12 protein-coding genes are annotated in these 16,017 nt (G+C 60.8%); 6 read left to right on the plus strand and 6 right to left on the minus strand.

Annotated features, from left to right (window positions below; genetic code table 11):
• The first annotated feature begins 302 nt into the window (after window positions 1–302).
• Together EDF70_RS04545 and EDF70_RS04550 are read left to right on the plus strand one after the other, a co-directional pair.
• Complete coding sequence (locus EDF70_RS04545) at window positions 303–1,004, plus strand: EAL domain-containing protein (protein ID WP_132272119.1); 702 nt, start codon at window positions 303–305, stop codon at window positions 1,002–1,004.
• Window positions 1,001–2,752: a poly(glycerol-phosphate) alpha-glucosyltransferase gene (locus tag EDF70_RS04550; protein WP_207908216.1), complete on the plus strand. Its 1,752-nt coding sequence runs from the start codon at window positions 1,001–1,003 to the stop codon at window positions 2,750–2,752. The genes EDF70_RS04545 and EDF70_RS04550 overlap by 4 nt, the downstream gene beginning before the upstream one ends.
• Window positions 2,753–2,768: 16 nt before the next feature.
• On the opposite strand, the gene EDF70_RS04555 is transcribed toward EDF70_RS04550, so the two are convergent.
• From EDF70_RS04555 to EDF70_RS04570, 4 genes are all read right to left on the minus strand, one after another.
• On the minus strand, window positions 2,769–3,992 hold the full coding sequence (locus EDF70_RS04555; protein WP_132272120.1) for an HlyD family efflux transporter periplasmic adaptor subunit: 1,224 nt from the start codon (window positions 3,990–3,992) through the stop codon (window positions 2,769–2,771).
• Window positions 3,982–6,372: a type I secretion system permease/ATPase gene (locus EDF70_RS04560; protein ID WP_245519037.1), complete on the minus strand. Its 2,391-nt coding sequence runs from the start codon at window positions 6,370–6,372 to the stop codon at window positions 3,982–3,984. The genes EDF70_RS04555 and EDF70_RS04560 overlap by 11 nt, the downstream gene beginning before the upstream one ends.
• Complete coding sequence (locus EDF70_RS04565; protein ID WP_245519038.1) at window positions 6,369–7,694, minus strand: TolC family outer membrane protein; 1,326 nt, start codon at window positions 7,692–7,694, stop codon at window positions 6,369–6,371. The genes EDF70_RS04560 and EDF70_RS04565 overlap by 4 nt, the downstream gene beginning before the upstream one ends.
• 438 nt (window positions 7,695–8,132) lie before the next feature.
• Window positions 8,133–8,372, minus strand: a complete 240-nt coding sequence (locus tag EDF70_RS04570; protein WP_132272122.1) for a hypothetical protein — start codon at window positions 8,370–8,372, stop codon at window positions 8,133–8,135.
• 235 nt (window positions 8,373–8,607) lie between these two features.
• Here EDF70_RS04570 and EDF70_RS04575 point away from each other — a divergent pair, with 235 nt between their 5' ends.
• Complete coding sequence (locus tag EDF70_RS04575) at window positions 8,608–8,781, plus strand: DUF1328 domain-containing protein (RefSeq protein ID WP_132272123.1); 174 nt, start codon at window positions 8,608–8,610, stop codon at window positions 8,779–8,781.
• A gap of 75 nt (window positions 8,782–8,856) precedes the next feature.
• Here EDF70_RS04575 and EDF70_RS04580 read toward each other — a convergent pair whose 3' ends face one another.
• The gene (locus EDF70_RS04580; RefSeq protein WP_132272124.1) at window positions 8,857–9,327 is read right to left on the minus strand and encodes an Lrp/AsnC ligand binding domain-containing protein; all 471 of its coding nucleotides are present in this window, start codon (window positions 9,325–9,327) and stop codon (window positions 8,857–8,859) included.
• A gap of 197 nt (window positions 9,328–9,524) precedes the next feature.
• On the opposite strand from EDF70_RS04580, the gene putA reads away from it, so the two are divergent.
• A complete protein-coding gene (gene putA / locus EDF70_RS04585) occupies window positions 9,525–13,199 on the plus strand; it encodes a trifunctional transcriptional regulator/proline dehydrogenase/L-glutamate gamma-semialdehyde dehydrogenase (RefSeq protein WP_132272568.1) in 3,675 nt (1,224 codons plus the stop codon).
• 79 nt (window positions 13,200–13,278) lie between these two features.
• Here the strand turns inward: putA and EDF70_RS30600 are convergent, their stop codons facing one another.
• Entirely contained in the window at window positions 13,279–13,404 is a 126-nt protein-coding gene (locus EDF70_RS30600; RefSeq protein WP_281033526.1) for a hypothetical protein, read from the minus strand.
• 293 nt (window positions 13,405–13,697) lie between these two features.
• On the opposite strand from EDF70_RS30600, the gene EDF70_RS04590 reads away from it, so the two are divergent.
• Both EDF70_RS04590 and EDF70_RS04595 read left to right on the plus strand, forming a co-directional pair.
• The gene (locus EDF70_RS04590) at window positions 13,698–14,831 is read left to right on the plus strand and encodes an ABC transporter ATP-binding protein (RefSeq protein WP_132272125.1); all 1,134 of its coding nucleotides are present in this window, start codon (window positions 13,698–13,700) and stop codon (window positions 14,829–14,831) included.
• Between the two features lie 37 nt (window positions 14,832–14,868).
• Entirely contained in the window at window positions 14,869–16,014 is a 1,146-nt protein-coding gene (locus tag EDF70_RS04595; RefSeq protein ID WP_132272126.1) for an extracellular solute-binding protein, read from the plus strand.
• Window positions 16,015–16,017 lie beyond the last annotated feature (3 nt).

A 16,017-nucleotide genomic window follows, 5' to 3' on the forward strand; every position in this document is an offset into this window, starting at 1 on the left:
TATCGTCTTTTGCGCTATGTCATCAATTTTTGTGCTGGACTGCACGTTATGGCTGTGTTTACATCATCTCACTGAATTTGCATTGCGTTGATTTTCCCGCAGCGGATGCATCCACACGAAGCCCAGAACGAGAAACGGTAGTGCCTGATAAAGCCGGATTTCGACATTTATCCCTTCGTGTTCCCACGCACCTGAATACGGATTTGTCGTCCGTTTTCGGGCAGAGACCGCTACGCTCCGATACCGTTCCGCGGCGAGCTGGCTTGTCCAGCGAAATCATAAAAGTGCTCCCCCGATTTGCGATGGCGTTCCAACCGATCGTGGATACGATGACGGGTGGCGTTTTTGCACAGGAAGCGCTTGCCCGCGGACGCGACGGCGAAGGTGCTGCCTCGGTCTTCGACAAGGTGCCGCAATCTGCGCTTCACTTGTTTGAAGCCCTTTGCCGCCAGCGGGCGCTGGAAGCGGTCAAGGAAATCGGCCTCGACGATACGCGGATCAGTCTCAATGTTTCTCCCGAAGCGGTTCTCGATACCGAATTCGGAATTTGCGAGACCATCCGTGTGGCGCGCAGCCTTGGTCTGCATGAACGCCAATTGCTTCTGGAATTCACCGAGAAGGAAAAGGTCGGCGATATTCGCGCGATCCGCGACCTGATCGTGCCGTTCCGCAAGCGCGGCATGATGGTGGCGCTCGATGATTTCGGTGCCGGTTACAATGGCATCCAGACCTTGATGGAGCTGAAGCCCGATGTGGTAAAGTTCGACATGGGGCTGATCAACCGCATCGATACCTGCGAGATGCAGCAGACGCTGATCTCAAGTCTTGCGGAAGCCTGCAGCCGGCTCGACATCATCGTCGTGGCCGAGGGTGTTGAAACGCTGTCGCAGGCGCGCATGCTGCAATCCATCGGGATTGCGCTGATGCAGGGCTATCTTTTCGCCCGGCCGGCGGTCGGCCTGTTACCCACACCGGCTGCCGACATCATGGCGCGGCTGATGTGACGGTAGACGCGGTTCAGGACGGGCAGGCAAGGCTGACGCTTTCCGGAATGCTCGATCTGGCCCGACCCGCCGTGTTGCAGCAATGCCGTGCGCTTGCGCAGCCATATCCGCGTTTCTGCCTTTTCTTCGCCTTTACCGACGGCAACCAACGCGCCGGTGTCGTGCACGTCACCGGCGGCGAATTCGACGCCGTTTGGCGACAAGGGGCGGATCTGATTCGTGGGCTGACCGGTGAGGCCGGGGGCCAAGCCGCCGGCTGGCTGCGTGTCGATTGGGTCGATTCGGTGGAGGCGACCCACTGGGCGCGGCTTCAATCGGCGCTCGGTGATACCAAGCGCAACTATTTCCGTTATGGCATCGCTTTCGATCCGGACTTTCGGCATGCGCTCACGGAGCAGGAGTTGAACGCCAATGCCGTGCTTTATGCCGGCAGTACGGTTACGAACGCCCGGTTCAATCCCGACAATCTGGCCATTTACGGGCGCCTGCGGTTTGGCGCGGAACCGGCGCTTCCGGCGGACGATGCCGAGGTGCTGGTGTTTTCCACCTCCGCAATATTCTGCGACGGCGAGGAACTCCATGCCCTGCATAGCCGTGGTCTGGAAACCGGGCGACGCGTCGTTGGGGCGCTTGATGCTCCAATAGTCAAAGGGATGATCCGATCGGGGTCGGATTTTCTGGCACGCCAGGTGGGTGGCGATGGCCGCTTCGTTTATGGCTATCATCCGTGTTTCGACCGGCAGATCGCCGCCTACAACACGCTTCGCCATGCCAGCACGACCTATTCCATGGTCGAGGCGTTCGAGGTGACGCGGGATCCCGGACTTAAGGTGGCGATTGAAAGATCGCTCTCGCATCTGACGGGGCAGATGATCCGCAGCGTAACTCTTGACGACGGGCGGGAGGGGGCTTTCCTTGTCGATACCGGCGGCGAAATCAAGCTCGGCGGCAATGCTGTGGCCATTCTGGCGCTGGTTAAACATTGCGAGGTGACCGGCGATCGCCGGCACTGGCAGCTGATGGAGAAGCTGGCGATCGGCATTTCTGCCATGCAGGACACGGCCTCGGGCGGTTTCGTGCATGTGCTGGATTTTCCGGGGCTAAAGGTCAAGCAGGCTTTCCGCACGATCTATTACGACGGCGAGGCGGCTTTCGGCCTGATGCGGCTTTACGGCCTGACGCGAGATCCGCGCTGGCTTGCCATTGTCGAGCGGGCATTCGATTATTTCATCCGCGAGGAACACTGGCGTCACCACGACCATTGGCTGGGTTATTGCGTCAACGAGTTGACGCGCTACCGGCCGGAAGAGCGCTATTTCCGTTTCGGCCTGCAGAATGTCGCCGGTTATCTCGATTTCGTCACCGAGCGTATCACCACCTTTCCGACGCTTCTGGAAATTATGATGGCGGCGCGCGACATGCTGGTGCGCATGCGGGCGATGCCCGATCTGCATCATCTTTTCGGCAGTATCGACCTCGAAAAATTCGAGCGGGCGCTGGAGGCGCGCGCACGCCATCTGCTCAACGGCTTTTTCTGGCCGGAAATGGCGATGTTCTTCGGCAACCCGGCGCGCATTGCCGGTTCCTTTTTCATCCGCCATCAGGCCTTTCGGGTGCGGATTGACGATGTCGAGCATTACCTGTCGGGATATGTCGCCTATCTGCGGCATCTCGCCAGCAGTGAGGAATTTCACGATCTCGTCGTCGCGCATGGCAGAGCGCGCATATCGGCGGGACAAGGCGTCTGATTGGCTCAGCCGTGGCTTACCGTTCGCGCAGCGCTTCGCTCGCCTTGTTGAACGGCTTTACCAGATAATCGAACACTGTCTTGGCGCCGGTATGGATGTCGACCGTTGCCACCATGCCCGGCACGATGGGAAAACGTTTTCCCGTGGCGTTGATCAGGGCATCGGCATCGGTCTGGATGAAGACGCGGTAATAATAGACTTCCGGGTCGGCCTCATCGCGCATCGTATCGGGCGAAATGGTGGTGACCTTGCCTTTCAGGTCGCCGTAGACGGCATAGTCATAAGCGGTGATCTTGACGCTGGCATCCTGATCCGGGTGGATGAAGGCAATATCGCGCGGGGCGATACGGGCTTCGATCAGCAGCTTGTCGTCGAGCGGCACGATCGCCATCAGCTTGCCATTGGGTGGAATGACGCCGCCGATGGTGGAGACCTCGATGTCCTTGACGATACCGCGCACCGGCGAGCGCAGGGTTAGGCGGGTGAGCGCATCCCGTTGGCCACGAATGACCGAGGAGAGCGATTCCACCTCGGCGCTGGCCTTTGCCAGTTCCTCGCGCGCCTGCACCACATATTGGGCTTTCGTGTCGACCTTTTTCATCTCCAGTTCGACGACCTGCCGTTTCAGCCGCAGAACCTCGACATTGCTGGCGGCGCCCATGGCGATCAGGCCGGTATTGATCGACAGTTCGTCATTCAGCAGGACGAGCGATTCCGCGATCCATTTCTCCGTCTGCTCGACGCTTTCGCGACGGGCATTGTAGAGATCGGTTTCAGCCCGGATGAGGTCGGGAAAACTGTCCAGTTCCGCCGGGAAGGTCAGGGCGGTCTGGTTGACCTCCGCACGCAGGCGGGCGCTGCTTGCAAGGGCCGCGCGGTATTTGGCAGCACTTTCGCCGACTTCTGATTCCGTAACCGTCGGATCGAGGCGGGCAATGACCTGACCCGGCCAGACGACCATGTCCTGACGTACGTTGAGTTCCGCGAGAATGCCGCCTTCGAGAGACTGGATGACCTGTTCGCGGCTGGTCGGCACCACGCGGCCGGTGCCGCTGGAGACCTCGTCGAGCATGGCAAAATAAGCCCAGACGCCGGCCGCGATGACGAGCACGAAGGCCAGCACGATGATACGCGTGGAGCGGACGAGGCGGGCATCATCCGCTTCCCCGTAGATCCATGAGCGTTCCTCTTCACCGCCATGCCGGTGAATGGTCACGCCATCTCGTTTTTCATGTTTCATGCCGTGGCTTTCGCATGCGCCTGGTTTTGGTCGTCTGAGGTTTGGCGGCGGTCGGTGTCGCTTCCTGCTCGACTTTTGCTGCCGTCGTTTGCTGGAGTTCTGCTGTCTCTTTCGTGATGGTGGCGACCGGCGGAGCAGGCGTAGCTGACGGCTGTGCCGGTTTGATCACGGCCGGCTGCGCCACCGGCGGCGTACCGGCCAGCCGGCGCATGGCGTTATCCTTGCTGTCGTCGAGGGCAATCGCGCCGTTTTCGACGACGATGATGCGGCCGGCCATTTCCAGTACGCGCATCCGGTGGGTGGCAATCACCACCGTGCGGCCATGACTCCATTCGCCGAACTGGCGGATGAAATTGCGCTCCGTCGCCTCGTCGATCGAGGCCGTGGGTTCATCGAGCAGGATGACGGAAGGCTGGCGGATGATCAGGCGGGCGAGCAGAAGCGCCTGCCGCTGGCCGCCCGAGAGGCCGATTCCGCCTTCGAGCAGCACATGTTCCAGACCTTTCGGCAGCTTGCGGATGAACTCGTCGGCGCCAACCATGTTCAGTGCGCCGAGTATCTCGTCGGCCGAGGCGTGTGGTGCGCCGAGCGTGATATTTTCGCGGATCGTGCCGTAGAACAGCCGCGAGTTCTGGGTGAGCAGGCCGACATCGCGGCGCACGTCGGCAGGGTCGATCTGCGGCAGCGATACGGATTCGAGCAGCACTTGGCCGGCAGAGGCTTCGAGCAGGCCGGAAAGCGCTTGCAGAAGCGTGGATTTGCCGGCGCCGTTCTTGCCGAGCACGGCGATATGCTCGCCCGGCCGGATGGACAGATCCCGCACCGAAAGGGCAGGGACGCCGGCTTCCGGGCTGTAACGGAAAACGGCCGACTTGAGGCGATAATCGCCACGAATGCGGGTGAGATGCACACGCGATTCTTCATCCGGGTGATCGACCGGCAGGCGCATCAGCTCGTTGAGGCTGTGCATTGCCACCTTGGCATGCTGCAGGCGGGTCAACACCTGGGCGATCTGCGCCATCGGCGCGATCATCCGCGAGCCGAGCATGGATGCGCCGACAAGCGCGCCGGTCGTCATGTCGCCGGCGATCACCATCGGTGCGCCGACAAAGATGATCACCGCATAAACGCCGGTCTGGACGCTGCCGGTCCAGGTGTTGAGCGTGTTGGCGATATCGCGCGAGCGGATCTGTGCCTCGCCGGTGACGAGGTTGAAGTGGTTCCATTGCTGCTGGAAACGCTCTTCCGCCTGCAGTGTCTTTATATCCTCGATACCCTGTACGGCCTCGACCAGCATGGCGTTGCGAAGAGAGGCTTCGCGCATGGCTTCGCTGGCATGGATGCGGATCTTTCGCTGCGCAAGAATGCCGGGAATGAGCATGGCGAAGATTGCAGCGATCGGCACCAGCACGATGATGCCGCCGATAAACCAGAACAGAACAAGGAAAAGCAGCACGAAGGGCAGATCGGCAACGGCAGTGACCGTGGTGGAGGTCAAAAGCTCTCGCACCTGTTCGAGATCACGCAACTGCGCGATGAACGTGCCGGTGGAGGCGGGGCGGGCGCTGTTCTTGACCCGCAGGGCATGGCCGAAAACAGTGTCCGACATGCGCAGGTCGGCGCGTTTGCCGAGCAGATCGACAACGCCCGTTCGCAGGCGACGCATGAGGAAATCGAAGCCAATGGCAAGCATGACGCCGCTGAACAGCACGTACAGTGTCGGATAGGATTGCGCCGGCACGACGCGGTCATAGACCTGCATGGAAAACAGGATGCCGGTCATGCCCAGAACGTTGGCGACGAAGGATGCCAGCATCACATGGCCATAAGGCCGCAGGTCACGCAGAACGATGCGGCGCAGCCAATTCTTCTGGTAGGGTTTGATATAGGCATCGACACGCTGGTCGGGCACGGCGCGGGCCGGACGCGGAATGAGCAGCCTGTCGACATTGTCCTTCAGTGTTTCCAGCGGAACCGGGGTTTCCAGCCCGCGATCACCACTGAAGGCAAAGCTTGCGAACTCCTTGCCGAGTGCCGTCAGGACGCCGATCCTGCCATCGGAAAGCTGCAGCACGACCGGCAGGTTCCAGCTTGAAAGCCCGGTCGAGCCGGCATTGCCGAACTTGACCTGCAGGCCCATCTGGCGGGCGATGCTGCGGATCATTTCCGGCTCGTCGCTGAGTTCGTCCCATTCGGCGGCGTGGCGAACGCGTTCGACGGATGTGGGCATACGGTAATGCTGGGCGACGTGCTGCAGGGCTTCGAGCCAAGGTTCGAAATGCAGGCTGCCCAGCGATTTCAGCGCGTCAGCCTCCCGTCCGTCTGCGACTTTTTCCGCCGGAGCATCGGAATGCTGTGGCGATGCCTGCGTATTTCTCACAAACTCACTCCACGAACCACGGTTCCGTTCAGACGAAAGGCCTTGCGCGCCATGCCGGAGTTGAAGAGGCAATCGGCATCCAGCTTTCTCAGGTCATGTTCGGTATTGACGGCATCGAAGCGGGCGGCGTGCAGTTCCTGTTCGGCGTTGAGAAGATCGAGCAGGGTGCGGGTGCCGAGCTGCACATATTGCTCGCGGTAGAGGTCGCGGGTCTCGATCATCATGCCGTTGCGTGAGGCAAGCGAAGCGAGCAGCTGTTTGAGGCCCGTCACTTGGCCGCGCGCCTCGTTGAGGCTGCGGCCGGTCTCGAACCGGGCTGCCTGCATTTCGGCTTCGGCTGCCTTCAACGCATAATCAGCGGCATCGCGACGGGCAGCGCTGGCGCCGCCTTCATAAAGATTGCCGACGAGATTGAGGCCAACGGTGAAATCGGGATTGTCGACGCGCGAATAGCTGGAGGAGCCGGCCATATCGTAACTGCCATCCGCCTGAAGCTGGATCGTCGGAAAGATTTCCGAGCGGCTGAGAGCCAGTTTTGCTGCCGCCTCGCGTTTGCCGGCTTCGGCCTGCAACAGCGTCGGCACCTGTTGCCAGTCCGGTTCCAGCACCTCGCAGGCTTTGGATAGGGTCGGCGAGCGCCCGGAGGACAGGGCAACACGGCCGCTGACACCGGCAAGCGCCGAAAGCGTGCTTTCCCAGCGGCTGAGGCTGGACGAAACTTCCATGACCTGCGACTGGGCCGCCTGCACGCGGGCCTCTGCCTGCACCTTGTCCGATCTGGTGCTGGCGCCGCTATCGGTGCGCTGGGTGACGAGTTTTGCGATCTCGCCGACGCCGGCAAGCTGGTCTTTCGCGACCTTCATCATGGCGCGGTAACGCTGCACTTCGATGACGGCATATGTGGTATCGCGCACAATGGTATCGATGCTTTCCAGCATCCGGGCGCGGCTGACGGCTTCGCCGGCCTTTTCCGCCTCGACGGAATTGGAAACCTTGCCGAAATCATAGACCATCTGCGACACCTGCAGGGTGGCGCGCGGGCGAAAGCCGCCGTCGGAACCGTTGCCATAACCGGAATTGAGGCCGCCTTGGACCTTTGGATAATAACCGGCGCGCGCGACGTCGATTTCCTGCGAACTCTGATTGACGCGTCCGGCCGATGCGGTGATCGCCGGATGCCAGGACACGGCGCGCAGCACGGCTTCTTCCAGCGATCCCTTCTTGACGGAAAGCGGTGACGAATAATCGGCTGTTGTTTGCGGCGATGGCAGAGACTGGCTCTGCTCCTGAGAGGTGCGCAGTGCTTCCTCCTTTTGCTGCAAAGGCGAAAGGGATCCGCGTTGAACGGAGCCCGGGTTAAGATTTGCCCCCTTTGCCGCGTCCTCGGACGTGGTCGGGGTCGTACACGAAGTCAAAGTCCAACATCCAAGCAATACAAGAGCAGTCGGCTTTCCCCAGAGCCGTCTGTACATTCACCCTCCGTCGCGCGCGTCATGCGCGGATCGTTTCGACCGGCGATGGGAAAGCCGGCCGCTTCATGTTTTTCCCCGCCTTCGAACGTGATCGAGGCATTCCGATTGTCGCCACTGCCAGTCCGTCCATCAAAACGAACAGATTCGCGTCTTAACTATCACTAATATTCGAAGCTTGTGCGAGAGTGTTTCGGCTACCTTTCGTTGTAAATTCACTTATAGCGTCATATTCGCGACGCTGGACACGTCATGGGGGAGATGCACGGTCGGATTCCGGACGTTTGCCCGTCAGTGCGCATCATGAGGTTCGCCGGCGCTGAGGATCGCCCGGCGCAAGAGATCCTCGTCATGCAGGCCGGTCTGGAACAGATGGATGGCCAGTGCTGCCAGACGAACGGCTTCGGGTTCGCGCGTCGATAATCCCAATATCGTCAGGGCGCGTAGAAACGCCCGTTCTACGAGCGAGATGTCCGGTGGGGATAACGGCGGTTTCGCAATGGTTTGGGGGTGGTTTTCGATCGTTTTCATCCCTCAGGTCGCTGCAGTCTTTTTATATTAGTATAGCATTATGTTCGTTGAGAGGGGGAATGATCAAGTCCGGCGCGATGGCGTGGTTTATGGCCGGTAAACATATGGCAGCGCGCGACCATGGTCGCGGCTCAGTGTTTTGCCTTTGTTTTTTCTTTCGATCGGCAGACGCCACGATGGAACTGTGGAGGCGGGTTATTCGTTGTCAGCGCATTGATCACCAAGGACGAAATCCATGCTGAAATGGGCTCTCATCTTCCTCGTCATCTCCCTCGTCTCCGGTTTTCTCGGTTTTTCGGGGATTTCCGCGGCGACGGCCGGTATCGCCAAGCTGCTCTTCTACATCGCGCTGGTGATCTTCCTGATCTTCCTCGTGCTGGCGCTGATGGCCGGCAGCGCGATCTTCTGATCTCGGATGATCTCGGTGGCGACGTGAATAAAGAAGCCGTCATCGCTCGCGATGGCGGCTTTTGCCGTGAGAGGCTCAGAACCCCTTGTCCTTTACAGACTGCATGACCACAAACGTGGACGTGCTCGCCACATGCGGCAGGGCTGAAATCTTTTCGCCGAGCACGATACGGTATCGGCGGATATCGGCGGTGCGCACTTTCAAAAGATAGTCGAAAGAGCCGGCGATCATGTGGCATTCTTCCACTTCCCGCAGCTTCTTTACCGCAGCGTTGAACTCGCCCAGCGCCGCCTCGCGGGTGTCCGACAATTTCACTTCCGTAAAGGCGATATGATCCAGCCCGAATTTCTGCGGATTGAGCGTGGCGCGAAAACCGGTGATATAACCTTCATCGACCAGCCGCTTCAGGCGAATCTGGCAGGGGGTCTTGGAAAGGCCGACCTTCTGGGACAGATCGGTAATAGACATGCGGCCGTCATCGGCCAGAGCATCGACGATTTTTCGGTCGAAGGCGTCAAGTTCACCAGTGATCGTGGCTTTTGCCATGTGTTTTGACTTTCAAGCGGCGTTATAAAAGAGAAAAACACCAGAAACTGCCCGTATTCAAGTCCGTGCTCTCAAGTGAGAAGATGATATTCAGCAAGCAAAGCGGCGACATCAACGCCGCAGCCCAGATGAGGACATCGCAAATGGCAGACAGAGTGGAACAGCCAGCAGCACCAGGCCCGGTTTCGACGACGCAGATGGATCTGCCCTTTCGCCCGGTTTTCGAAAATTTCGCACCGCCCTTGAGCGAAAAGACGCCGTTGCGCGCTGCCATCACGGCCGCTTATCGCCGGCCGGAGCCGGATTGTGTTGCGCCGCTTCTGGAGGCCGCGACCGTTTCGGAAGAGCTGAGCGCCAAGGCAAAAAATACCGCGCGCAAGCTGATCACCTCGCTGCGGGCAAAACATCGCGGTTCCGGCGTCGAGGGGCTGGTGCAGGAATATTCGTTGTCCAGCCAGGAAGGCGTGGCGCTGATGTGCCTTGCCGAAGCGCTGCTTCGCATCCCCGATACCGCCACCCGCGATGCGCTGATCCGCGACAAGATTTCCGATGGCGACTGGAAATCGCATGTGGGCGGCGGGCGTTCGCTGTTCGTCAATGCCGCCACCTGGGGCCTCGTCGTCACCGGCAAGCTGACCGCCACCGTCAATGACCGCAGCCTGACCGCCGCGCTCACCCGTCTGATCGCCCGTTGCGGCGAACCGGTGATCCGCCGCGGCGTCGACATGGCGATGCGCATGATGGGAGAGCAGTTCGTGACCGGCGAAACCATAACCGAGGCGCTGAAGCGCGCAAAGGATATGGAAGACAAGGGTTTTGGTTATTCCTACGACATGCTGGGAGAGGCCGCGACCACTGCTGCGGATGCCCAGCGTTATTACCGCGACTACGAAAATGCCATCCATGCGATTGGCAAGGCGTCTGCCGGACGCGGAATCTATGAAGGTCCGGGCATCTCGATCAAGCTTTCGGCGTTGCATCCGCGTTACGTTCGCGCCCAGGCCGCGCGCGTCATGGATGAGCTGCTGCCGAAAGTGAAGGCGCTGGCGGCGATCGCAAAGTCCTACAATATCGGCCTCAATATCGATGCCGAGGAAATGGACCGGCTGGAGCTTTCGCTCGACCTCTTGGAAGGGCTTTGCCTCGATGCGGATCTTTCCGGTTGGGATGGTATCGGCTTCGTGGTGCAGGCCTATGGCAAGCGCTGCCCATACGTGCTCGATTTCATCATCGATCTCGCCCGTCGCTCCAAGCACCGGATCATGGTGCGTCTGGTAAAAGGCGCCTATTGGGATGCCGAGATCAAGCGGGCGCAGCTCGATGGTCTCGACGGTTTTCCGGTGTTTACCCGCAAGGTGCACACCGACGTGTCCTATATCGCCTGCGCCAAAAAGCTGCTGGCGGCGACGGAGCATGTGTTTCCGCAGTTTGCAACCCACAATGCCCAGTCGCTGGCGACGATCTATCATCTCGCCGGCCCTGACTTTTATGTCGGCAAATACGAATTCCAGTGCCTGCATGGCATGGGCGAACCGCTGTACGAGGAAGTCGTTGGCGCGAAAAATCTTGGCCGTCCGGCCCGCATCTATGCACCGGTCGGCACGCATGAAACGCTGCTCGCCTATCTGGTGCGCCGCCTTCTCGAAAACGGTGCCAATTCCTCCTTCGTCAACCGTATCGGCGATCCGCTTGTGTCGGTCGACGACCTGATTGCCGATCCGGTGGATGTGGTGAAGGCGATGGTGGAACCGGGGGCGGGGCATGACCGCATCGCGCTGCCGGAAGATCTTTTCGGCTCTGCCCGGAAAAATTCGGCGGGTATCGACCTTTCCAACGAGGATGTGCTGGCTGCCGTATCCGTTGCCGTCAAACAGGGCGCAGGGATGGAATGGCGCGCCGTGCCGCAACTGATTGGCGCAGAGGCCGCCGGCTCGTCGCAGCCGGTTCTTAATCCGGGCGATCATCGCGACACCGTTGGCACTGTCACCGAGGCGACGGAAGAGGAGGCGCGCAATGCTGTTGCTCGCGCTGCCGCATCAGCCGCAAGCTGGGCTGCCGTTTCTCCGGTCGAGCGTGCCGAGTGCCTTGAGCGCGCCGCCGACCTGATGCAGGCGGAAATGCCGGGTCTGCTCGGTCTCGTCATGCGCGAGGCCGGCAAATCCATGCCGAACGCGATTGCCGAAGTGCGCGAGGCGATTGATTTCCTGCGCTATTACGCGCAGCAGACCCGCCGCACGCTGGGGCCGGCGCACACCGCACTCGGGCCGATCGTCTGCATCAGCCCTTGGAATTTTCCGCTGGCGATCTTTACCGGTCAGGTGGCGGCGGCCCTCGTTGCCGGCAATCCGGTTCTGGCAAAACCTGCCGAAGAAACGCCGCTGATCGCCGCTGAAGGCGTGCGCATTCTGCGCGAAGCCGGCATTCCGCTGGAGGCGCTGCAATTCCTGCCGGGTGACGGACGGATCGGCGCAGCCCTTGTTGGTGCGCCGGACGTCGCCGGTGTGATGTTCACCGGTTCGACGGAAGTGGCGCGGCTGATCCAGAAACAGCTGGCCGACCGTGTGTCTGCTTCCGGCCGTCCGATCCCGCTGATCGCCGAGACCGGTGGCCAGAATGCCATGATCGTCGACTCTTCGGCGCTGGCCGAGCAGGTGGTCGCCGATGTCATCGCATCCGCCTTCGACAGTGCCGGCCAGCGTTGCTCGGCTCTCCGGGTTCTGTGCCTGCAGGAGGATGTCGCCGACCGTATTCTGCATATGCTCAAGGGCGCACTGCATGAATTGACGATCGGCCGTACCGATGTGCTGTCGGCCGATATCGGCCCGGTCATCACGGCGGAAGCCAAGGGCAATATCGAAGGCCATATCGAGGCGATGCGCAAGCTCGGCCGCAAGGTGGAGCAGATCGATCTTGGCGACAACGCTTCCGTCGGTACCTTTGTCGCGCCGACGATCATCGAACTGCCGTCACTCGCCGATCTCACACGCGAAGTTTTTGGACCCGTCCTGCATGTGATCCGCTATCGCCGCGCCGATCTCGACAAGCTGATCGACCAGATCAACGGCACCGGTTACGGCCTGACCTTTGGCCTGCACACACGTCTCGATGAAACCATCGCGCATGTGACGAGCCGCGTGAAGGCCGGTAATCTCTATGTCAACCGCAACGTCATCGGTGCCGTCGTCGGTGTGCAGCCTTTTGGCGGGCGCGGCTTGTCCGGTACGGGCCCGAAGGCGGGCGGGCCGCTTTATCTCGGCCGTCTGGTTGGCGTGCAGCCGGAACCGCCGCAGCTGAGTTCGGTGCATCGCGACGAGGCGACCGCCGATTTCGCCCGCTTCCTCGATGAGAGCGGCGAGGCCGATGCGGCTGAAGTGGTGCGTACGCTGGCAAGCACGTCGGCGCTGGGGCTGGAGCAGGAACTGCCGGGTCCGGTGGGCGAGCGCAATCTCTACGGCCTGCATCCGCGCGGCCGCATCCTGCTTCTGCCGCAGACCAAGGGTGGGTTGTTCTGGCAGCTCGGGGCAGCGCTTGCGACCGGCAATACGGTCGTGGTCGACGAGACGAGCGGTCTGCGCGATGTGCTTGCTGGTCTTCCTGTGTCCGTTTCGGCACGGATCAGCTGGTCAAAGGACTGGTCGGAGCAGGGGCCTTATGCCGGTGCGCTGGTGGAAGGTGACGGCGAACGGCTGAAGACGGTGAACAAGGCGATTGCCGCCATGCCGGGGCCGCTGGTTCTGGTGCAGTCGGCAACCACGGAAACGCTGATCGCCGATCCGCAGGCCTATTGCCTGAACTGGCTTCTGGAAGAGGTATCAATCTCCACCAACACGGCAGCGGCCGGCGGTAATGCCAGCCTGATGTCGATCGGATAGCGCTCAGCGGGGCTATCCAACAAAAAGGCCGCGCGGGAAACCGCTGCGGCCTTTTTCATGGGGCAAATTTTCTCACGTATCAGTCGTCAACGCCGGCCATCTGTTCCGGTGTTGCCATGATGTCGTTACCCAGCGTGTTGTCGGCATATTTCAGACCGAGAATGCCCAGTACCGATACGACCATGATCACGAATACAATGCGCATGCGAAAACTCCTTGTGGGTAAGCGGAAAACGACGATTGCCTGATCGCGGTTCCCGATTGCCCGGCTTCTCAAGGGTTATGTAGGAATGCTGTGGCCAATCCGCATCAGTCCGTTCGGCTGAAAGACGGGGCGATCACGCCGAAGTGTCGGGTTCAGTCTCGGTTTGAACAGGGTGTACCGCCACTCCGCTCTGTGCCTTCACGCTCTATCCCGCTCCACTGTCATCCGGCTGTAAAAATCACACTCTAAAGAAGCTTCCATAGTGATTGCACGCCTGTGCAACGGGGGCGAATATGAGTGATGACGGGTTTCTTCAACTGCGTGGCGTGGCCAGCCGTTATGGCCAGACGCGGGTCCTGAAGGACATCGATCTGTCGATCGGCAAGGGTGAGTTCGTGGCGCTGCTGGGCTCTTCCGGTTGCGGCAAGACCACGCTTCTGCGCGTCATCGCCGGCTTCATCGAACCGTCCGACGGGCAGGTCACCGTCAATGGTCGCGACATCACCCGCCATCAGCCGGACAAGCGCGGCATGGCGCTGGTGTTCCAGTCCTACGCATTGTGGCCGCACATGACGGTGGCGCAGAATATCGGCTACGGCCTGAAGCTGCGTGGTATCGCTCGTGAGGAAATCGCGCGGCGTGTTGCGGAGATGGCGACCATGCTCGGCCTTGGCGGCCTGGAGGGGCGCAAGCCCGCAAATCTCTCCGGCGGCCAGCGCCAGCGCGTGGCGCTGGGCCGGGCACTTGCCGTCGATCCGGAAATCCTGCTGCTCGACGAGCCGCTTTCCAATCTCGATGCCCGTATTCGTCTCAGCGTGCGGCATGAGCTGCGGGCCTTGCAGAAGCGGCTCGGCATCACCGCCGTTCACGTCACCCATGATCGCGAAGAGGCGATGGTGATGGCTGACAGGATCGTCATTCTCGATGGCGGTCGCATTGCACAGCAGGGCTCGCCGGAAGAGGTCTATAACCGTCCGGCATCCTCCTTCGTTGCCGCCTTCATGGGCGCTGAAAACCTGCTGCATCTCGATGGTGTTCGCGACGGCGACAATTTTCTGCTGCAGCCGGGTGCTGCGGGCGAGGGTGGCTCGGTGCCGGTCGGTGATCGTCCGCTTGGCAGCGGCCCGGTCGAGGCGCGTTTCCGCCCCGAAGCGGCAAAACTGTCCGACATCGATACGCCGGCGACCATGCCCGGTGCGCGCTTCTTCGGCGAGGTCGTGGCCGTCAGTTATCCCGGTGGCCATTGGCGCCATGCGGTGCGCATCGGTGAGCGCGAAATCATGGCCGATGCCGATCGGGCTTTTACGCCGGGTCAGCCGGTTGCGGTGTTCGTACCGGCGCAGACGCTGTTCCTGTTCAATTCGCCTTCGGGCGATCCAGTTTCCCGCCCCGGCGTATCGCCGGAGGCGGTGAAAATTCCAGCCTGACTTTTCTCTGATCCGACTTCAATCTCTGGAGAGACCCATGAAGAGATTTTCCTACGCTGCCATCGCCGTCACGCTTACCGGTATTTCGGCTGCCTTCCCGGCCAAGGCCGCGGAACTGACGGTTGCCACTGCCGGCGACCAGAACATGGTCGATTACATCAACCAGTATCTCGGACCGTTGTTCGAAAAGACCTATCCGGGCAACACGGTTCGCGCCGTGGGCACCGGCCCGGGCGATGCCGGTTCGCAGAAACTCTTGGAGCGTTTTGACGCGCAGGCTGCTGCCAAGTCCGAAAAGTGGGATGTCGACGTTGCCGTCGTCCACGAAAAGTTCGTTGGCCCGATGGTCACCAAGGCGTATCTCGCAAAGTATCGCGACGATATCGACACCGGCAAGCTGGTAACACGTGGCAATGCCAAGATGGCGCTCGGCACCAATGTCGACGGTTACGTCATGCCGATGTTCAACAGCCAGACGGCGATTGCCTATAACCCCGATCTCGTTCCGAACCCGCCCAAGACCTACAAGGATCTGGCCGAGTGGGCCAAGGCCCACCCAAAACAGTTCGGTTATAACGGCATCAAGGGCGGCGCTTCCGGCGTGTCCTTCGTGATGGGCTGGATCTACGCCTTCGGCGACAGCGATGCCAAGGTGCTCATGAACGGCCCGTTCAACGCCGATGACACCAAGAAGTGGGACGGCGCCTTCAAGAGCCTTGCCGAGTTCACCACCAATGCGACGCTGACGCCGGGCAATGCCGGCACGCTTGACCTGCTGTCGCGCGGCGAAATCGCCATGGGCCCGGTCTGGGTCGACATGTTCTATTCGTGGCAGGCCAGCGGCCAGCTGCCGCCGACCATGAAGCTGGTTCTGCCGGCTCCGGGCATGCCGGGACAGCCGATGCATTACGTCATCCCTGAAAAGACCGCCCAGAAGGACCTCGCCGAAAAGTTCGTGGCGCTTGCCACCAGCCCGAAGGTACAGGCCGAAGGCATCGTCAAGCGCTTCAACTGGTATCCGGGCATCGACGCCGACAAGGTCAAGGCCGAACTCGACGACGCCACCTGGAACAAGCTTTTTGTCGACATCTCGCCGGCCGATCTGGCTGAAAACGGCAAGCCTTTCCCGATCGCTCCGTACAACTCGGCGATCCTCGAGGCTTACGAGAAGTCGGTGAAGTAAGCC

The sequence above is a fragment of the Neorhizobium sp. JUb45 genome, from assembly GCF_004343585.1.
In the GTDB taxonomy this organism is placed as follows: Bacteria; Pseudomonadota; Alphaproteobacteria; order Rhizobiales; family Rhizobiaceae; genus Neorhizobium.